This window comes from Xanthomonas sp. LMG 12462, from assembly GCF_009192885.1.
Classification (GTDB): domain Bacteria; phylum Pseudomonadota; class Gammaproteobacteria; order Xanthomonadales; family Xanthomonadaceae; genus Xanthomonas_A; species Xanthomonas_A sontii.
Window position 1 is genome coordinate 1 of the sequence record NZ_NMPP01000046.1, and the last position, 21,172, is coordinate 21,172.

Below are 21,172 nucleotides of genomic sequence, written 5' to 3' on the forward strand. Positions count from 1 at the left end.
CCAGCTCGCCACCGGCGCCGCGTCGGTCGCCTCGCAGGGTGGCACGGTGGTCGGTCAGGTGGTCGAGACCATGAGCGGCATCGAGGCCTCCTCGCGCAAGATCGCCGACATCATCAGCGTCATCGACGGCATCGCCTTCCAGACCAATATCCTGGCCTTGAATGCGGCGGTGGAAGCGGCGCGTGCCGGCGAGCAGGGCCGCGGCTTCGCCGTGGTCGCCAGCGAAGTGCGCACCCTCGCCCAGCGCTCGTCCAGTGCGGCCAAGGAGATCAAGGACCTGATCGACGACTCGGTCGGCCGCGTCGCCCAGGGCTCGGCACTGGTCGACCAAGCCGGCAAGACCATGCATGAGATCGTGGCCTCGGTGCAGCGCGTCACCGACATCATGGGCGAGATCTCCGCCGCCTCGCAGGAGCAGTCCGCCGGCATCGAGCAGGTCAACCAGACCGTGATGCAGATGGACGAAGCCACCCAGCAGAACGCCGCCTTGGTGGAAGAGGCCACCGCCGCCGCGCGGTCGATGGAGGACCAGGCCGGCCAGCTCAGCCAGGCCGTGGCCCTGTTCAAGATCGACCAGCAGGCGCCGACGGCACCGCGCCGCGCCGCGCCGCCGGCCGCGCTCGCCAGCGTCGGCGCCAAGCGACCGGCCAAGATGCCTGCACCGACAGCGGTCGCACGCCGGCCGGTGGCCGTTGCTGCAGCCAAGACCACAGACGTGGTTGCGGGCGGCAACGACTGGCAGGAGTTCTGATCGCGCTTCACCGCGCATCCCACTGACGCGGGTAACGAAGCCCGGGAGCGCCAGCTCCCGGGCTCTTTTTTTGAGTCATTCCACACGGCTGGAGGCGAATCGACGGGCGTGGCGCCCGGAAAAAGCGCGACGCCAATCCCTGTCGGAGTGAAGTCAACGTGAAGCGCATCTAAATCCGCACCATCCGGCCTTAAAGAACAGAGCGCACACGCCGATACGGCGGGAGCACACACAAATTGTCTACAAATTTGAACAAGAGTTGTCACAAGGCGACTGGAGCAAAGAAACGCCAAATAGCCGATTGAATTTCAATCGTAAACATCTATTAAATCTACAAAAACTATCAATTTCATGTTTTCTATTCGCAGACGAAATAGATAGGCACCACCCAGCGCCCCCGCGGACATCGACTCAGGCAAGGGGTACGCCATCCCCAACGCTTCACCTTTCCACCAGGACCACGACGATGACGCTCAAGAATCTCAGTCTTTCCGCCAGACTCGCGCTCAGTTTCGCGATCATCGTGCTGATCACGGTGATCATCGGCTCGATCAGCCTGAGCAGCCTCTCTTCGCTCAACAACGCCGCCGACATGAACGACCACACCTACAAGGTGATGGGCACCGGCGACATGATGGAAATCGATGCCCTCAACGTCGAGACCGGTGCGCGTGGCTATCTGCTGTCGGGTAACAAGGACCACCTGCAGCCGTTCACCAACGGCCTGGCCGCATTCGACAAGAACTATGCCGAAGCCAAGCGCCTGACGGCGGACAATCCGCGCCAGCAGGCGCGGTTGGAAAAGCTGCATGCCGCGTTCGACAACCTCGCCGGCGTGGAGAAGCAGATCACCGCATTGCGCGCGCAGTCCAACGATCCCGCGCAGATCGCCGCCGAGTTCAGCCAGGCCCGCGATCGCAAGGCGATGCAGGAGATCCGCGGCCTGCTGGGCGACTTCAGCAACGAGGAGCGCGGCCTGCTGGCCAAGCGCACCGAGACCCTGACCGCCGTGCGCGCGCAGAACAAGTGGGCGGTGCTGCTGGGCAACCTGCTGGTGATCGTGGCCGCGGTCGGCATGGCGATCGTGATCCGCCGCCAGTTGCTCAAGCGCCTGGGCACCGCGATCGGCGTGGCCGACGCCATCGCCCGCGGCAAGCTCGACAATGCGATCGACCTGCGCAGCAAGGACGAGGCCGGCGTGCTGCTGCTGAGCATGGACAAGATGCAGAGCCAGTTGCAGGCGGTGCTCGCCGCGCAGGCGGAGATGGCCCAGCGCCACGACGCCGGCCAGATCAGCTACCGCATGGACGAAACCGTGTTCCCGGGCGACTACGGGCGCATGGTCCGCGACAGCAACGCGCTGGCCGCCTCGCATATCGCGGTCAAGATGCGCCTGGCGCAGATCATGGGCCGTTACGCGATCGGCGACCTGTCCGAGGACATGGACCGCCTGCCCGGCGAAAAGGCCGTGCTCACCGAAACCATGGACACGGTCAAGCACAACCTGACCGCGATGAACACCGAGATCAAGCACCTGGCCGGCGCGGCGGCCGCAGGCGACTTCAGCGTGCGTGGGGATACCGAGCGCTTCCAGTACGACTTCCGCCTGATGGTGGAGAGCCTCAACCAGTTGATGGCCACCGCCGACGGCAACCTGCAGGCGTTGTCGGCACTGCTGCAGTCCATCGCCGCCGGCGACCTGACCGCGCGCATGCACGGCCAGTTCCAGGGCGTGTTCGCCACCATGCGCGACGATGCCAACGCCACCGCCGAACAGCTCGCGGCGATCGTCGCGCGGATCCAGACCGCGGCAGTCAGCATCAACGGCGCCGCCAGCGAGATCGCCGCCGGCAACGACGATCTGTCGCGCCGGACCGAGCAGCAGGCCGCCAGCCTCGAAGAAACCGCCGCGTCGATGGAGGAACTGACCTCCACCGTCAAGCAGAACGCCGAGCACGCCCGCCAGGCCAACCAGCTCGCCACCGGTGCAGCCACGGTTGCCTCGCAGGGCGGCGCGGTGGTCGGCCAGGTGGTCGAGACCATGAGCGGGATCGAGGCGTCCTCGAAGAAGATCGCCGACATCATCAGCGTCATCGACGGCATCGCCTTCCAGACCAACATTCTTGCCTTGAATGCGGCGGTGGAAGCGGCGCGTGCCGGCGAACAGGGCCGTGGCTTCGCCGTGGTCGCCAGCGAAGTGCGCACCCTCGCCCAGCGCTCGGCCAACGCCGCCAAGGAGATCAAGGGTCTGATCGACGACTCCGTCGGCCGTGTCGCCCAGGGCTCGGCGCTGGTCGACCAGGCGGGCAAGACCATGCAGGAGATCGTGACCTCGGTGCAGCGCGTGACCGACATCATGGGCGAGATCGCCGCAGCCTCGCAGGAACAGTCCGCCGGCATCGAGCAGGTCAACCAGACCGTCACCCAGATGGACGAAACCACCCAGCAGAACGCCGCGCTGGTCGAAGAAGCCACCGCCGCCGCGCGTTCGATGGAAGAACAGGCCGGCCAGCTGAGCCAGGCCGTGGCGGTGTTCAAGATCGAGGCGAGCAGCGCCCCGCTCGGCCATCCGGCTGTCCCCAGCGCACCGAGCCGCCCGGCCGCCCGGACGGCGGCCAAGCCGGCTGCCAAGCCCGCCGCCCGTCCGGTCCGGCAATCGGCCCGGCCGGTCGCGGTCGCGGCGGGCGACGACAGCTGGCAGGAGTTCTGAGCACGCGCCGTCGCCGCCGGTCCGCGTCGACGGCCCCGGGAGCGATCGCTCCCGGGGCTTTTTCGTTGTCATCGTCCTGTCGGCCGCCGAGCCGCCTTGGTCGTGCGTCACGGCGCCGCGACCGACGCTCGACATGCCGTGATCGGGGACCGATCGCGATGCGGTTGCCGTCCACCGCGACCGACAGAGCATCCGGTTCCGGCCGCAGGGCCGGTGCCGGGGCGCGTGTGGCGTTGCACCACAAACACGCCCTACATTTCTGGGACGCCGTGCCGATAACCGGAAGGTCGCGCACGTCTCCGCTCCGGTCTGCTGTGCCCGCAGGCAACAGGCTCCGGTCCACGACAGCGCGATCTTTCCCTCCTCTCCATCGAGACGACCGCGATGTCCACGACGTCCTCCACTCGCCCGAGCAGTGTCGCCACCCGCCTGATGCTCGGCGTGGCCGCGATCGCCCTGCTGTGCTTCGGCATTACCGCCGCCATCATCTACGCCCGCAGCAGTTCCGCCCTGCTCGCCTCCGCCAAGGTCGGCATGACCGACACCGCGCGCCTGGAATCGGAGCGCATCGGCAACACCATCGGCGCCTCCGCGGTCTCCAACCAGGCGCTGGCCAATGCCCTGCTCGCCCAGCGCGGCCACGACAAGGCCCGCGAGTTGTTCAGCGACAGCCTGCGCCGCGAACTGCAGCAGCATCCGGACTGGACCGGCATGGGCACGCTATGGGAACCGCAGGCGCTGGACGGCAAGGACGCGGACTACGTCAACAGCGCAGGCCATGACGCCAGCGGCCGCTACATGGTGTACTGGTCCTGGCAGAACGGGAAACTGGTGCGCGATCCGCTGCGCGACTACGACGTGGCCGGCGCCGGCGACTGGTATCTGAATCCGCGCAAGCTGCTGCGGCCGACCGTCGCCGAACCCTACGATTACGAGATCGCCGGCAAGAAGGTGCTGATGACCACGGTCAGCACGCCGATCCTGGAAGACGGCAAGTTCCTGGGCGTGGTCACCACCGATTTCGGCCTGGCCACGCTGCAGCAGCGCGTCGCCAAGCTGCGCCCGCTCGGTGCCGGCCACGTCCGCCTGCTCTCGCCGGGCGGCGCCATCGTCGCCGACCGCGATCCGGCACTGGTCGGCAAGAAGCTGCAGGATCCGGCCACCCGCGCCTTGCTGGCCGAGATCGCCCAGGGCAAGACCGTCGGCCGCGACAGCGTCGATCCGCAGACCGGCGCCACCGACGTGGAAGTGTATGTGCCGCTGCAGATCGGCCAGGCCCAGGAGCGCTTCGCGCTGGGCGTGGCGGTGCCGAAGGCGGTGCTGATGGCGCAGGCGCGCAGCCTGCTGTGGACCATCGTGGCGGTCGGCCTGTGCGCCGCGCTGCTGCTCAGCGGCGGCCTCTACCTGCTGCTGCGGCGGCTGGTGGTCAAGCCGCTGGCCAGTGCGGTGGAAGTCTCCAGCGCGGTCGCCGCCGGCCGCCTGGACAGCCGCATCCAATACGCGCGCAACGACGAATTGGGGCAGCTGCTGGGATCGCTGCAACGCATGCAGCAGCAGCTGCGCGCGGTACTCGACGCACAGAAGGAGATGGCCCAGCGCCACGACGCCGGCCAGATCAGCTACCGCATGGACGAAGCGGCCTTCCCCGGCGACTACGGGCGCATGGTCCACGACAGCAACGCCCTGGCCGCCTCGCATATCGCGGTCAAGATGCGCCTGGCGCAGATCATGGGCCGCTACGCCATCGGCGACCTGTCCGAGGACATGGATCGGCTGCCCGGCGAAAAGGCGGTGCTGACCGAAACCATGGACACGGTCAAGCGCAACCTCACCGCGATGAACACCGAGATCAAGCACCTGGCCGGCGCCGCCGCCGCCGGCGATTTCAGCGTGCGTGGCGACGCCGAGCGCTTCCAGTACGACTTCCGCCTGATGGTCGAGAGCCTCAACCAGTTGATGGCCACCGCCGATGGCAACCTGCAGGCGCTGTCCACGCTGTTGAAAGCGATCGCCGCCGGCGACCTGACCGCGCGCATGCACGGCCAGTTCCAGGGCGTGTTCGCGACCATGCGCGACGACGCCAATGCCACCACCGAACAGCTGGCCGCCATCGTCGCGCGGATCCAGACCGCCGCGGTCAGCATCAACGGCGCCGCGGCCGAGATCGCCGCCGGCAACGACGACCTGTCGCGCCGCACCGAACAGCAGGCGGCCAGCCTGGAAGAGACCGCTGCATCGATGGAGGAGCTGACCTCCACGGTCAAGCAGAATGCCGAGCACGCCCGCCAGGCCAACCAGCTCGCCGCGGGCGCCGCCTCGGTCGCCTCGCAGGGCGGCGCGCTGGCCAGCCAGGTCTCGGAAAAGATGAACGGCATCGAGGCCTCGTCGCGGAAGATCGCCGACATCATCAGTGTCATCGACGGCATCGCCTTCCAGACCAACATCCTTGCGCTCAACGCCGCGGTGGAAGCCGCGCGTGCCGGCGAGCAGGGCCGCGGTTTCGCCGTCGTCGCCAGCGAGGTACGTACCCTGGCCCAGCGTTCCTCGAACGCGGCCAAGGAGATCAAGACCTTGATCGACGATTCGGTCGAGCGTGTCGCCGAGGGGTCGGCCCTGGTCGAACAGGCCGGCACCACCATGCAGGAGATCGTCGCCTCGGTGCAGCGCGTCACCGACATCATGGGCGAGATCTCCGCGGCCTCGCAGGAGCAGTCCGCCGGCATCGAGCAGGTCAACCAGACCATCACCCAGATGGACGAGGCCACCCAGCAGAACGCCGCGCTGGTCGAGGAAGCCACGGCCGCCGCGCGTTCGATGGAAGACCAGGCCGGCCAGCTCAACCAGGCCGTGGCGCTGTTCAAGCTGGACACCAGCGCCGCGGTGGCGAGCGCCGCGCCGGCGCCTGTGCGCCGCCCCGCTCCGCCAGCCTCTGCTGCCCCGGCGGCAAAACCAAGGCGACCGGCAGCGGCGCCGTTGCGGGCGGTCCCGCGCGCGACCACGTCGACCGACGACGGGCAGTGGCAGGAGTTCTGAGCCGCTGCAGCGCCCCGCTGCCACCGCGAGGCGCGCTGTGCGTCTCGCGGTGCGGCTGCCGGGCACCGGGTGACGACGTCCACAGAACGCTTAGCGCGTCACGCTCGTAAAGAAAGTGTATTCAGGGTCGATATAGAAAGTGGAACTGCCATGCCATGGGCGCCGCGACGCGCGCCCCGGCGCCGGCCGCACTGCGCCCGGATCCACGGTTCCAACCGAACCGCCACGGGAGCCGCCATGAAGCGACGCGTCATCGCCACCTGTCTGACCTTGTGCGGCCTCGCCAGCCTCGCAGGCCATGTCCATGCCGAGGCCGAGCCGATCGCCACCGATCGCCCGGACTTCGTCGAATCCAGCCTCACCGTCGGCGACCGCTGCCTGCAGGTGGAAACCAGCGTGGCCTGGGAACGCGACGGCGATGTCGACGGCTATGCCACGCCCACGCTGTTCCGCTACGGCATCGGCCCGACCTGGGAACTGCGCCTGGAGACCGACGGCTGGCAGACCATCGACGTCCCCGTCGGCGGCGACGTCTCCGGCTTCTCCGACATCTCGCTGGGCCTCAAGCACCACCTGGCCAGCGAGATCGGCGGCGCCTCGCTGGCCTGGCTGCTGCACGTGGACCTGCCCAGCGGCGCGCGCAACGTGCGCGGCAGCGGCGCACGCCCCTCGTTCCGCCTGGTGGCCGAATGGGAACTCAGCGACAGCGTGTCCCTGGGCATGATGCCGGGCGTGATCCGCGACGAAGGCGACGGCGGACATCGCTACACCGCCGGCATCTTCGGCGTGGTGCTGGGCAAGGCCTGGAACGACCGCACCCGCTCGTTCGTGGAGCTGGCCCTGCCGCAGATCGCGCATGCCGACGACGGCGGCACCATCGCCCTGCTCGACATCGGCTCGGCCTGGCTGCTCACCCAGGACGTGCAGCTGGACGTGGTGTACAGCCGCGGCCTCAACGACCGTTCGCCGGACCACGCGCTCGGCGCGGGCCTGTCCTTCCGTTTCTGATCGGGCCACACCGATGAAAATCATGCATATGCTCGGGATCCTGGTGCTGGTGGCGGTGCTCGCCCTGCTCGCGCTGGGCGGGGTCGGCTACGGCGCGCAGCAGGGGCTGCTGCGCTCGGTCGCCGCGCAGGTCGTGTCCTCGGACGCGCTGCGCAACCACATGCAGGCCGACATGATGCACGACGCGCTGCGTGGCGACGTCACCGCTGCGCTGCTGGCGGCGGCGCACCAGGATGCGGACGGGGTCAAGGCGGCGCGCGCGGCGCTGGGCGAACACGCCGGCGAGTTCCGCAAGGCGCTGGACGACAACCAGAAGCTGCCGCTGGACGGCACCCTGCGCGCGCAACTGGATGCGGCGGGACCGGCGTTGCAGCGCTACATCGCCGCCGCCGACAAGGTGGTGACGCTGGCCGAGTCGCAGGGCGACAGCAGTGCCGCCTATGCCGACTTCACCGCGCAGTTCACGCGGCTGGAAGCCGAGATGGACACGATCAGCGACAGCATCCTGGCGCTGAACGAGCAGAGCCGCAAAGCCGCCGAACAGCAGAGCCAGCGCGCCACCTGGCAGCAGGCCGGCGCGGTGCTGGTGGCCGTGCTGTGCCTGGCCGCGGCCGCGGCCTGGATCCTGCGCTCGGTCGCGCAATTGCTCGGCGGCGAGCCGCGGGTGGCGATGGACGCGGCCCAGCACATCGCCGAGGGCCGCCTGGACCAGCCCATCCCGGTGGCGGCCAGGCACGGGCGCAGCCTGATGGCGGCGCTGGCGCGGATGCAGCGCGAACTGCGCGAGCGCATCGAACGCGAGCGCAGCGTCGCCGCGGAGAACCTGCGCATCCGCACCGCCCTGGACAACGCGTCCACTGGCATGTACATCGCCGATCCCGACCTGACCATCATCTACGCCAACACCGCGCTGCAGACCCTGCTGCAGACCCACGCCGAGGACATCCGCGCCTGCGCGCCGGCGTTCGACCGCTCTGCGCCCCTGCTGGGCCAATCGGTGGCGCTGCTGGAAGTCGGCAATTCGCAGGACGCGGAGATCTACCAGCGGCTGGATCGGCAGGGCGCGGCGCAGCGCGAGGTGCGCTACCGCGAGGTCTGCATCGCCCAGGAGATTTCCGCCATCCGCAATGCCGAGGGCGCGCACCTGGGCTTCGTCTGCGAATGGCGCGACCGCACCGCCGAGACCCGTGTCGAAGCGGAAGTGGCCGCGGTGGTGCGCAGCGCCGCCGCCGGCGACCTGTCGCAGCGCATCGACCGCACCGGCAAGCAGGGCTTCTTCCTGATGCTGGCGCAGCAACTCAACGGCCTGCTCGACGCCAACGCGATCAGCATCGCCGAGGTCTCGCGGCTGCTCAGCGCGCTGGCCGACGGCGACCTCGGCGCGCGCATGCACGGCGAGTTCCACGGCATCTTCGCCACCATGCGCGACGACGCCAACGGCACCGCCGAGCGCCTGGCCGACATCGTCGGCCGCATCCAGCGCGCCGCCGGCGACATCCACAGCGCCGCCACCGAAATCGCCCAGGGCAACAGCGACCTGTCGCAGCGCACCGAACAGCAGGCCGCCAGCCTGGAGGAAACCGCCGCCTCGATGGAAGAGCTGACCGCCACGGTCAAGCAGAACGCCGAGCACGCGCGCCAGGCCAACCAGCTCGCCGCCGGCGCCGCGGCGGTCGCCTCGCAAGGCGGCGCGGTGGTCGGCCAGGTGGTGGACACCATGAGCGGCATCGAAACCGCGTCGAAGAAGATCGCCGACATCATTTCGGTGATCGACGGCATCGCCTTCCAGACCAACATCCTGGCGCTCAACGCCGCGGTGGAAGCCGCACGCGCCGGCGAACAGGGCCGCGGTTTCGCGGTCGTGGCCAGCGAGGTACGGGTGCTGGCGCAACGCTCGGCCAACGCCGCCAAGGAGATCAAGGGTCTGATCGACGACTCGGTCGGCCGCGTCGCCACCGGCGCCGAGCTGGTACAGCGCGCCGGCCAGACCATGCAGGAGATCGTGGCCTCGGTGGGCCGCGTCACCGACATCATGGGCGAGATTTCCGCCGCCTCGCAGGAGCAGTCCGCCGGCATCGAGCAGGTCAACCGCACCGTCACGCAGATGGACGAGAGCACCCAGCAGAACGCTGCCCTGGTCGAAGAAGCCACGGCGGCGGCGCGGTCGATGGAGGACCAGGCGGCGCAGCTGAGCGAGGCGGTGGCGGTGTTCCGGCTGGAACAGCATGCCACGCGTGCCGCCCCTGCCCCAGCCTTCGTCGCCGCGGTGGTGGCCGGCCATTCGGCCACTGCTGCAACGTCGCATGCCACGCAGGCGTCCCAGCCGAACGCGCAGGCCCTCGCCGACGCGATCGGCACCCAGTGGCAGCCGCTCACCGCTTGAGGAGAAGTGTAGGGAAATGAATCAGACAGCGTCGGGAAGCGTCTTACGACCAACGACGCATCGAGAACTACGCCGTCACGCCGATATCACCCTCGAGCGATGGCGGCATGTTGTACGGCACGACATTGGGTTTCCTTTCTTCACTTTTCTGACCGCCACGCCCACCCCTCCGGTCACGTGAACGCAGCCGGAGTCTGTAGGGACAAGGACCTGGACGCCCCAGGGACACCGTCAACGAAGAGGTCGACATGAATGCCTTTCTGCAACGCTACAACGTGGGACGCCGCCTCGGCGGTGCCTTCGGCCTGCTGATCCTGCTGTCCTGCCTGCTTGTCGCGGCCGGCCTTTTATCCATGGCAGGCGCGCGCCATGAACTGGACAGCATCGTCAAGGTCAACGTCGAGAAGATGCGGATCAGCAACGGCATGCTCGATGCCAACTCAAACATCCTGGTCGCACTCGGCACACTGTCCATGGTGACCAGCGAGGATCTCAACCAGCAGGCGCTCGCCGAGATCAAGGATAAGCGCCAACGCTATAGCGACCTGCGCAACGAACTGGAAAAGTTTCCCGCAACCAGTGCAAGCGTGGTCAAATTGCGCGCCGACATCGATGCGGCGCGCGATATCGCGCGCACCCTCAACAATCAGGTGATCGACCTGGCGAACGCCGGGCGCAACGCCGAGGCGCAGACACTGCTGAGCGAGCGTTCGCGCCCGGCCACGCTGGCGTGGCAAGCGAAAATCCGCCAGAACGTCGCCTTGCAGGAACAGCAGACGCACGACGCCTACGCCACGGCAACGCGCGCCATGGCGCGCGGCCGCAACATGCTCATCGCAGGTGGAGTGGCCGTCCTGGTCGTCAGCGTCTTCCTGGCCTGGGCGATCACCCGCAGCCTGACCATGCCGCTGAACCGCGCCACGCGTGCCGCCGAGGCCATCGCCAGCGGCCGCCTGGACAACGACGTCACTACCGACGCTCGCGACGAGCCGGGCCGCCTGCTGCTGGCGATGGACGCGATGCAGCGACAGTTGCAGCGCTTCTCCGGCGAGACGGCGTTGATGATCGAACTGCATGCCGACAAGGACATCAGCCACCGCATGCCGCTGGATTTCCCGGGCGTGTACGGCGAGCTGAGCAAGGGCATCAACACCATGATGTTCGAGCACCTGGACGCCATCGTCGATGCCATCGGCGTGCTCAACGAATACGCCAACGGCGACCTGCGCCGCGACGCCCGCCGCCTGCCCGGCAGCCGCGCGGTCCTGCACGAATCGATGGACGCGGCCAAGGCCAGCCTGCTGGCGATCAACACCGAGATCAAGCGCCTGGCCGCGGCCGCCGCCGCCGGCGACTTCAGCGCCCGCGGCGATGCGGCGCACTTCCAGCACGATTTCCAGCTGATGGTGCAGGACCTCAACGCGATGATGGAGGTCAGCGACCACAACCTGGGCAAGCTGTCGGCCCTGTTGCAATCCATCGCCGCCGGGGATCTCACCGCGCGCATGGATGGCGAGTTCCACGGCGTGTTCGCGCGGATGCGCGACGACGCCAACGCCACCGTCGAACAGCTGACCGGCATCGTCGGTCGCATCCAGACCGCGGCGGTCAGCATCAACGCGGCCTCGACCGAGATCGCCGCCGGCAACGACGACCTGTCGCGCCGCACCGAGCAACAGGCGGCGAGCCTCGAGGAAACCGCCGCATCGATGGAGGAACTGACCTCCACGGTCAAGCAGAACGCCGAGCACGCGCGTCAGGCCAACCAGTTGGCGGTGGGCGCGGCTTCTGTGGCCTCACAGGGCGGCAACGTGGTCGGCCAGGTTGTTCAGACCATGAGCGGGATCGAGGCCTCGTCGAAGAAGATCGCCGACATCATCTCGGTCATCGACGGCATCGCCTTCCAGACCAATATCCTGGCCTTGAACGCGGCGGTGGAAGCGGCGCGCGCCGGCGACCAGGGCCGCGGCTTCGCCGTGGTCGCCAGCGAAGTGCGCACCCTGGCACAACGCTCGGCCGGCGCCGCCAAGGAGATCAAGTCGCTGATCGACGACTCGGTCACGCGCGTGGCCGAGGGCTCGGCGCTGGTCGATCAGGCCGGCCGCACCATGAGCGAGATCGTGGCCTCGGTGCAGCGCGTCACCGACATCATGGGCGAGATCTCGGCGGCCTCGCAGGAGCAGGCATCGGGGATCGAGCAGGTCAACCAGACCGTCACCCAGATGGACGAGGCCACTCAGCAGAACGCCGCATTGGTGGAAGAAGCCACCGCAGCAGCACGCTCGATGGAGGAACAAGCCGGCCAGCTCAGCGACACCGTGGCGTTGTTCAAGATCGACAACGTCGGCGTGCGTGCGGCGACGGCGCCGCATGCCACGGTCAACGCGCCGCGTGCGGCCAAGGTGACGGCGCGTCCGCAGCGGCAGCCCGCCAAGCGCACCGCGGTCGCGGCCGGCGGCGACTGGCAGGAGTTCTGAGTCGTACGGTCGCCATGCCGCCGGCATGGCGACCGGTCCCGGCGGTAACGCCCGGCGTTCGCAGCGCAGCCCTTACGCAGCTGCGCATTCCTGCAATACGCGAACCATAGCTTGGCGCATTACACGCCGGCGCATGTCGGAACCACGTCGGATTTTGCCTTCGCCGACCAACACGCGTCGGAAGGCAGACAGCTTCCTAACCGCCTGCCAACAAGGATCCGCACACCGCTCAATTCCTGGCCGCCATGTCGATATCCATGGGGTGGCAGCGCATCGCCACGAGGCGCCGCAACGCTGGCCTGCCAGCGCGTGCGACCCGACTCCTTCTGTCCCCAAAGGTCGGCTATGAACGCACTTCTGCAACGCTACAACGTCGGTCGGCGCCTGGGCATGGCGTTCGGCATCCTCATCCTGTTGTCCGGCGTGCTGGTCGCCATGGGGCTGCTGACCATGGCCAGGGCGCATCGCGAACTGGACAGCATCGTCAACGGCAACATGGAAAAGGTCCGCCTCTCCAACGAGATGCTGGACGCCAACACCAATGTGCAGATCGGGCTGCTGTCCATCACCATCGTGGATGGCGATGCGGCCAACCAGAAGATGATCGACATCGTGCAGCGCAACCGGGCGCGCTACAAGGCCGCGCACGATGCATTGTCGGCGATGCCGGCGACCCCGGCCGAACGCCAGGCCATGGCCATGATCGAGCGCACGCGGGCGCAGTCGGTGCAACTCAACAACCAGGTGCTGGCGCTGGGCGAGAAGGACCTGAACGCCCAGGCACAGGCATTGCTGCTGGGCGATGCCGCGGTGGCGATGGAGAAGCAGCAGGCGGCGATCCGCGCCAATGCCGATCTGCAGCGGCGCTTGAGCCGGGACGCCTATGCTGTCTCCTCGGAAGCGATGGCGCGGGGCCGCGTCATCCTCATTTCCGGCGGCCTTGCGGTCCTGCTGGTCAGCGGCCTGCTGGGCTGGACGATCACCCGCAGCCTCACCGGGCCGCTGAGCCGCGCCACCCGTGCCGCCGAAGCCATCGCCGACGGCCGTCTGGACAACGACGTGAGCACCGATGCGCGCGACGAACCCGGCCGCCTGCTGGTCGCGATGGGCCGCATGCAGACCCAATTGCAGCGCTTCTCCAGCGAAACCGCGTTGATGATCGAACTGCATGCCGACAAGGACATGTCCCACCGCATGCCGCAGGACTTCCCGGGCGTCTACGGCGAGCTGAGCAAGGGCATCAACACCATGATGTTCGAGCACCTGGACGCCATCGTCGACGCCATCGGCGTGCTCAACGAATACGCCAATGGCGACCTGCGCCGCGACGCCCGGCGCTTGCCCGGCAGCCGCGCGGTGCTGCACGAATCGATGGATGCGGCCAAGGCCAGCCTGCTGGCGATCAATACCGAGATCAAGCGCCTGGCGGCGGCGGCCGCCGCCGGCGACTTCAGCGCCCGCGGCGATGCCGCGCACTTCCAGCACGACTTCCGACTGATGGTGCAGGATCTCAACGCGATGATGGAGGTCAGCGACCACAACCTGGGCAAGCTGTCGGCCTTGCTGCAGGCCATCGCCGCCGGCGACCTCACCGCGCGCATGGAAGGCGAGTTCCACGGCGTGTTCGCCACCATGCGCGACGACGCCAACGCCACCGTCGACCAGTTGACCGGCATCGTCGGCCGCATCCAGACCGCGGCGGTCAGCATCAATGCCGCTGCCACCGAAATCGCCGCCGGCAACGACGACCTGTCGCGCCGCACCGAGCAGCAGGCGGCGAGCCTGGAAGAAACCGCCGCGTCGATGGAGGAGCTGACCTCCACGGTGAAGCAGAACGCCGAACACGCCCGCCAGGCCAACCAGTTGGCAGTGGGTGCGGCGGCGGTCGCCTCGCAAGGCGGCAGTGTGGTCGGCCAGGTCGTCGAGACCATGAGCGGCATCGAGGCCTCGTCGAAGAGGATCGCCGACATCATCTCGGTCATCGACGGGATCGCCTTCCAGACCAACATCCTGGCGCTCAACGCGGCGGTGGAAGCGGCCCGTGCCGGCGAACAGGGCCGCGGCTTCGCGGTGGTCGCCAGCGAAGTGCGCACCCTCGCCCAGCGTTCGGCCAACGCCGCCAAGGAGATCAAGACGCTGATCGACGACTCGGTCGGCCGTGTCGCCACCGGCTCGGCGCTGGTCGATCAGGCCGGCCGCACCATGAGCGAGATCGTGGCCTCGGTGCAGCGTGTCACCGACATCATGAGCGAGATCTCGGCGGCCTCGCAGGAGCAGTCCGCCGGCATCGAGCAGGTCAACCAGACCGTCACCCAGATGGACGAGACCACTCAGCAGAATGCCGCGCTGGTCGAAGAAGCCACCGCCGCCGCGCGTTCGATGGAAGAACAGGCGGTGCAGCTCAGCGATGCAGTCGCGCTGTTCAAGATCGACCGTGTCGCCACGATCGCGCCGCCGGCCGCGGTCCGCGCGGTACCGGCGAAGCCGGCGGCGCGGGTTGCGAGCAAGGCCGGCGCGGCGCCGCAACCGGCGGCACGCCGTCCGGTCGTGGCCGCCGCCAGCAACGGCGACGCCTGGCGGGAGTTCTGAGGCCACGGTGGCCAGGCGCACACGGCCTGGCCACCTCGCCTGCACCAGCGGCACATTCCGCCATCCCCTGCCTGATCGAACGCCGGCTGTCCCGACGCGCGCTCGACACGCGCCGCCATCGGCCATCGCCCTGCGCCTCCTCGCCACCATCGCGTGCCTGCCACGGCGCGCCAGCGCCCGACCGCCCCTGCCTCGCCCGACCTCGATGCCGGCCCGGCACGGCCGGATCACGCCCGCTGCAGGCGACACCAGCGACGGCGGCGCGGCACGTCCATCGGCGAATGGACCGAGCGAGGACATGCCAACACGCGCCGGTCACCGCGGTTCCCGCAGCCTTCTCGACAGGCCTGCACATCCCGGAATCGTGCGGCCGTTTGCAGATCGCGCAGCTCCTGCATCGGCGCTGCATCCGTAGCGCGCCGCAGCGCGTATGTCCTGCCCACTCCTTTCCTCACATGGGCGCCACAACCCTGATGGCCGCATAACTCCGCCGAGATCACAGATTCAATCTTTGTCTCAAGCCGCCGCTAAAGATCTGCCCGATTCGGCGGAGTGCTGGCGATCCCCTCGCATGCGCGCGTCTTCGCCCGGCGAAGTTCGATCGCTGTCCGCCCCCCCTTGCATTCCCACCGCATGCGCTTGCTCGCGAGCGCCTGCCTTCTTTCGCTTTTCCCCAGAGACCCGCGCAATGACGTCGCACTCCGCGAACCACGCCGCTCCGCCCGCCTCCGAACGCCGCTCCCGCCTGCGGATCTGGCACGACCTCCCCATCGCGCGCAAACTCAGCCTGATCGGGGTCCTGGCCCTGATCGGCCTGGCCATTCCGCTGCTGCTGTACACCCGCACGCTCAACGACGGCGTGGAGGTCAGCCGCGCCGAGTTGCGCAGCTATGCGCCACTGCGGCAGATGTTGACGCTGCTGGCAGCGCTGCAGGAAGAACAGGTCGGCGCCGTCGCCGACACGGCGCAGGCGCGCGACACCGCGGACCGGGCGCTGCGCGAACTGCAGCAAACCGTGCCCGCCCTGCCCGGCTTCGAGCGCAGCACGGCGGCGCTGGCGCAATTGCAGCGGACCCTGCAGACCAGGCGCAGCGACTTCGCGGCGGTCGCCGATCAGGCCGACGACGCGCTGGACGCCCTGCGCGACGACAGCCAGCTGGTCTATACGCCTTACGTGGAAAGCTACCACCTGGTGGTCAGCAGCCTGATCTACGCCCCGGCGACCAGCCAGACCCTGACCCGGCTGGACGCGATGCGCGACCCCTCGCAGGCCGGCGCCGACACCCCGGTCCTGCGCGCGCAGATCGCCGAACTGGCCCGCGATCAGGGCCGCCTGCGGCATGAGCTGAAGAAGGCGTTGGGCCTGCTCGAACAGCCGGATCCGGCCCTGTCCCAATCCGTCGCCGCCGAAGCCGCCGTCGCCGATCGCGCCCTGCCGCAACTGGCGCAGGCCCTGGACGGCCGCAGCGCCGATGCCGATCAGCGCTGGAACGCGGCCCTGCATGGCTGGGACGAGGCCTTGCACGGGCTGAGCGCCACCGCGTTGCAGGCGCTGCAGCGCCAGTCGCAGCGTCATCTGGACGCCTCGCTGCAGGCGATGTGGACCGCGGTGGCCGGGCTCGGCGTGCTGACGCTGCTGATCGCGGCGATCTGCGCGCACACCCTGATCACCCTGACCCGCAACGTGCGCCGCGCCGCCGGCGTTGCCGCCGACATCGCCGAGGGCCGCCTCGACGCCCGCATCGTGGTGCCCAGCCGCGACGAAAGCGGTCGGCTGCTGGCCGACATGCAACGCATGCAGCAGCAGTTGCGCGAGGTGCTGGCCGCCCAGACCGAGATGGCGCGGCGCCACGATGGGGGCCAGACCAGCTATCGCATGGACGAGAGCAGCTTCCCCGGCGACTACGGGCGCATGGTCCGCGACAGCAATGCCCTGGCCGCCGCGCACATCGCGGTGACCGAGCGCCTGGCGCAGATCATGGGCCGCTATGCCATCGGCGACCTGTCCGAGGACATGGACCGCCTGCCCGGCGAGAAAGCCCGCCTCAGCGAGACGATGGACACGGTCAAGCGCAACCTGACCGCGATGAACACCGAGATCAAGCACCTGGCCGGTGCGGCGGCCGCCGGCGACTTCAGCGTGCGTGGCGACGCCGAACGCTTCCAGTACGACTTCCGCCTGATGGTCGACAGCCTCAACCAGCTGATGGCCACCGCCGACGGCAACCTGCAGGCATTGTCCGCGCTGCTGCAGTCGATCGCCGCCGGCGACCTGACCGCGCGCATGCACGGCGACTTCCAGGGCGTGTTCGCGACCATGCGCGACGACGCCAACGCCACCACCGAACAACTGGCGGCCATCGTCGCGCGCATCCAGACTGCCGCGGTCAGCATCAACGCCGCCGCCAGCGAGATCGCCACCGGCAACGACGATCTGTCGCGCCGCACCGAACAACAGGCCGCCAGCCTGGAAGAAACCGCCGCGTCGATGGAAGAGCTGACCTCCACGGTCAAGCAGAACGCCGAACGTGCGCGCCAGGCCAACCAACTGGCCGCAGGCGCGGCCTCGGTCGCCTCGCAGGGCGGCGACGTGGTCGGCCAGGTCGTGCAGACCATGAGCGGCATCGAAGCGTCCTCGAAGAAGATCGGCGACATCATTTCGGTGATCGACGGCATCGCCTTCCAGACCAACATCCTGGCGCTCAACGCCGCGGTGGAAGCGGCGCGTGCCGGCGAGCAGGGCCGCGGTTTCGCCGTGGTGGCCACCGAAGTGCGCACCCTCGCCCAGCGCTCGGCCAACGCTGCCAAGGAGATCAAGACGCTGATCGACGAGTCGGTCGGCCGCGTCGCCGAAGGCTCGGCCCTGGTCGAGCGCGCCGGCACCACCATGCAGGAGATTGTGACCTCGGTGCAGCACGTCACCGACATCATGGGCGAGATCGCGGTCGCCTCGCAGGAGCAGTCGTCCGGCATCGAGCAGGTCAACCGCACCGTCACGCAGATGGACGAGAGCACCCAGCAGAACGCTGCGCTGGTGGAGGAAGCCACGGCCGCCGCGCGTTCGATGGAGGAGCAGGCCGGCCACCTGCGGCAGGCCGTGGCGGTGTTCAAGGTGCAGGCGGCGGCATCCTCGGTGCGTGCGCCGGCGGTACCGGCCGCGCGCAGGCCGACACACGCGGCCGCCTGAGTCCAGGCGCGCGGATCGCGCCACCCAGGCTCGGCCTGTCACGCCCCGGCCGGCGCACACCGCGCCGCCGGAACCACAACCCAATATGCCGATCGGCCGCGGAACGCCTCCGCGGCCGATTGCGTTTCCAGGCCTGCGCGACAGCCTTTTTTCGAAAACCCCACACCAGCGTCGTTACCACGGCGTGAAATGTGATGAATACGACCTTAAGGATCGACAGGTGCTGTCGATAACGTGAACAGCCGGTGAGTGCCGGCGTCGCGCTGGCCGGTTTCCAATGCAGGCACTATCCACCACGACGCCCCGTTGGGGAGGTTTCACCCGCCTGCCATGGGGGCTGTTGCTGCTGGTGCTCTGGAGCATCTGGGCGGCAAGCCGACTGGTAGCGCTCGCCAGCCCGCCGCCGGCCGACAGCGCCGAGGCCATTCGCGCGCGCCTGCTGGCCTTTGCGCCCGCCATCGACGCTGCCGACGGGCAGCCCGTGGCGTTCCGCCTGCGCGTGGCCGGCTGCGAGTGCGCCGCGCCTGCGGCGCTCGCACTCCCAGGGATGCGCAGCGTGGACCTGCGCGCCCGGCTGGCGCCGCCGTCCCTGCCCTATGCGCTGATCGTCCTCGATGCGCAGTCCCGCCTGATCTATGCCGGCCCGGCACAGCTGGCCGGATGCGGCACGTCCATCGCCGCCGCGTCGCTGCTGCCGCGGCTGCTCGCCACCGGCGGCGCTTCGCCGCTGATCTCTCCCGCCCAGTGCGGATGTCCCACCGACTCCAAGGAATCCCTCTCATGAGCGCCTCGCCTACCCAAGGCAGCTTTCTCGTCGGCAACGAGCGCTACGTCTACCTGCAGAAACTGGCGGCGCAGGCCGACCGGCTGTTCGTGGTCGTCGCGGTCCTGGCCACCCTCGCCAGCCTGGCCGCCGCCTGGCATCAGGGCGCGTGGACGCCGTGGCTGGCGGTCAGCCTGCCGACCCTGGCCGTCATCGCCCTGCAGGTGAAGCTGCATCCGGGCAGCCTGCTGAGCCGCTGCACCGTGGCCTTGGGCCTGATGGTGCTGGCCGCGGCGCTGATCCAGCAGGCCGGCGGCATGATCGAAGTGCACTTCGGCGTCATCCTGCTGATCGCGCTGCTGCTGTACTACCGCGACTGGCGGCCGATCATGGTCGCGGCCGCCGCGATCGCCGTGCATCACGTGCTGTTCTTCTGGCTGCAGCACCGCGGCCTGCCGGTGCGGGCGTTCACCGCCGAGGCCGGGATCGGCATCCTGGCGATCCATGCGCTGTACGTGGCGGTGGAAGCGGCGATCCTGGTGCCGATGGCGGTGCAGATGCGCCGGCAACTGCTGGACGTGGGCCACGACCCGCACGCCCTGGCCCAGGCCGCGCGCGCCATCGCCCAGCAACAGCCGCTGTCGGCCGCGATCCGCGAGCTGGACCTGCCGGAAGGCTCCATCGCCCACACCCTGGTGGCCGCCAACGCGCAGCTGCTGCGCAGCCGCGAGCAGGACAGCGAGGCCCAGCGCGAGACCCAGCGCATCCGCAGCGCGCTGGACGATGTCACCACCAACGTCATGATCGCCGATGCCGACCGCCGCATCGTCTACGTCAACCGCCCGCTGCTGCAGATGCTCAGCGAGGTGCAGGAAGACCTGCGCCGCGACCTGCCGCAGTTCGATGCCAGCGCATTGCTGGGCAAGACCATCGACGTGTTCCACCGCCATCCCGAACACCAGGCGCGCATGCTCGCCGAGCTGACCGGCACGCACCGCGCGCAGATCCGCGTCGGCGGCCACACCATGCGTCTGATCGTCAATCCGGTGACCGACGCGACCGGCAACCGCCTCGGCTTCGTGGTGGAATGGGCCGACCGCACCGACGAAGTGGCGGTGGAAGAGGAGATCGCCGGCATCGTGCGTGGCGCGGTCGCCGGCGACCTCGGCGGACGCATCCGCCTGGACGACAAGCACGGCTTCCTGCTGCAGTTGGGCGAGCAGATCAACGCCATGCTCGCCGCCAGCGCCTCCGGCCTGGGCCACATCCAGCAGATGCTGCGCGCGCTGGCCGAGGGCGACCTGTCGCGGCGCATCGACGCCGACCTGCTGGGCGTGTACGCGAACATGAAGGACGATGCCAACGCCACCGCCGAGCAGCTGTCGGCGATCGTGCGGCAGATCCAGGGCGCCTCGGACGCGATCAACACCGCCGCCGGCGAGATCGCCGCCGGCAACGACGACCTGTCGCGCCGCACCGAACAGCAGGCCGCCAGCCTGGAGGAAACCGCCGCCTCGATGGAGGAGCTGACCTCCACCGTGAAGCAGAACGCCGAGCATGCGCACCAGGCCAACCAGTTGGCGGTCGGCGCCGCGGCGGTCGCCTCGCAGGGCGGCAGCGTGGTCGGCAAGGTGGTCACCACGATGAGCGGCATCGAAGCCTCGTCGAAGAAGATCGCCGACATCATCAGCGTGATCGACGGCATCGCCTTCCAGACCAACATCCTGGCGCTCAACGCCGCGGTCGAGGCCGCGCGTGCCGGCGAGCAGGGCCGTGGCTTCGCCGTGGTCGCCAGCGAGGTGCGCGTGCTGGCGCAGCGTTCGTCCAACGCCGCCAAGGAGATCAAGGGCCTGATCGACGATTCGGTGACCCGTGTGGCCGAAGGCTCGGCCCTGGTCGACCAGGCCGGCCGCACCATGCAGGACATCGTGACCTCGGTCCAGCGCGTCACCGACATCATGCGCGACATCGCCTCGGCCTCGCAGGAACAGTCGGCCGGCATCGAGCAGGTCAACCAGACCGTCGTGCAGATGGACGAGGCGACCCAGCAGAATGCCGCCCTGGTCGAGGAAGCCAGCGCCAGCGCCCGGTCGATGGAACACGAGGCGGGCGAACTGGCACGGGCCGTGGCATCCTTCACCCTGGAGCAGCGCCCGCCGTCGAACGCGGTCGCCACTGGCGGCAACGTGCAGCCGGTCTACAAAAAAGTCCAGCTCAGCCGATAGCATGCGTGGGGCGGCCCGACGCGGTGCCGCCCCACCCACCTCCAGT

The 21,172-nt window shown here is 68.9% G+C and carries 10 protein-coding genes; all 10 read left to right on the top strand.

Going from position 1 to position 21,172, the window contains the following annotated elements:
• A partial coding sequence (locus CEK69_RS12280) for a methyl-accepting chemotaxis protein (protein ID WP_226975148.1) occupies positions 1 to 751 on the top strand: 751 nt, incomplete at its 5' end.
• 466 nt (positions 752 to 1,217) lie between these two features.
• The gene (locus CEK69_RS12285; RefSeq protein ID WP_152245874.1) at positions 1,218 to 3,461 is read left to right on the top strand and encodes a methyl-accepting chemotaxis protein; all 2,244 of its coding nucleotides are present in this window, start codon (positions 1,218 to 1,220) and stop codon (positions 3,459 to 3,461) included.
• Positions 3,462 to 3,845: 384 nt separating this feature from the next.
• Complete coding sequence (locus CEK69_RS12290) at positions 3,846 to 6,494, top strand: methyl-accepting chemotaxis protein (RefSeq protein ID WP_152245876.1); 2,649 nt, start codon at positions 3,846 to 3,848, stop codon at positions 6,492 to 6,494.
• Between the two features lie 237 nt (positions 6,495 to 6,731).
• Entirely contained in the window at positions 6,732 to 7,502 is a 771-nt protein-coding gene (locus tag CEK69_RS12295; RefSeq protein ID WP_152245878.1) for a transporter, read from the top strand.
• Positions 7,503 to 7,515: 13 nt separating this feature from the next.
• A complete protein-coding gene (locus CEK69_RS12300) occupies positions 7,516 to 9,885 on the top strand; it encodes a methyl-accepting chemotaxis protein (RefSeq protein ID WP_193313974.1) in 2,370 nt (789 codons plus the stop codon).
• Positions 9,886 to 10,133: 248 nt separating this feature from the next.
• On the top strand, positions 10,134 to 12,362 hold the full coding sequence (locus CEK69_RS12305) for a methyl-accepting chemotaxis protein (protein WP_152245880.1): 2,229 nt from the start codon (positions 10,134 to 10,136) through the stop codon (positions 12,360 to 12,362).
• Between the two features lie 345 nt (positions 12,363 to 12,707).
• Positions 12,708 to 14,951, top strand: a complete 2,244-nt coding sequence (locus CEK69_RS12310) for a methyl-accepting chemotaxis protein (RefSeq protein ID WP_152245882.1) — start codon at positions 12,708 to 12,710, stop codon at positions 14,949 to 14,951.
• Between the two features lie 688 nt (positions 14,952 to 15,639).
• Positions 15,640 to 18,138 (top strand): methyl-accepting chemotaxis protein, encoded by a 2,499-nt coding sequence (locus CEK69_RS12315; RefSeq protein WP_152245884.1) that lies wholly within the window; start codon positions 15,640 to 15,642, stop codon positions 18,136 to 18,138.
• 349 nt (positions 18,139 to 18,487) lie between these two features.
• Positions 18,488 to 18,922 carry a hypothetical protein gene (locus tag CEK69_RS12320; RefSeq protein ID WP_226975151.1) on the top strand — a complete coding sequence of 145 codons (435 nt, stop codon included), beginning with the start codon at positions 18,488 to 18,490 and terminating at the stop codon, positions 18,920 to 18,922.
• On the top strand, positions 18,919 to 21,126 hold the full coding sequence (locus tag CEK69_RS12325; protein ID WP_152245888.1) for a methyl-accepting chemotaxis protein: 2,208 nt from the start codon (positions 18,919 to 18,921) through the stop codon (positions 21,124 to 21,126). The genes CEK69_RS12320 and CEK69_RS12325 overlap by 4 nt, the downstream gene beginning before the upstream one ends.
• Positions 21,127 to 21,172: the final 46 nt, after the last annotated feature.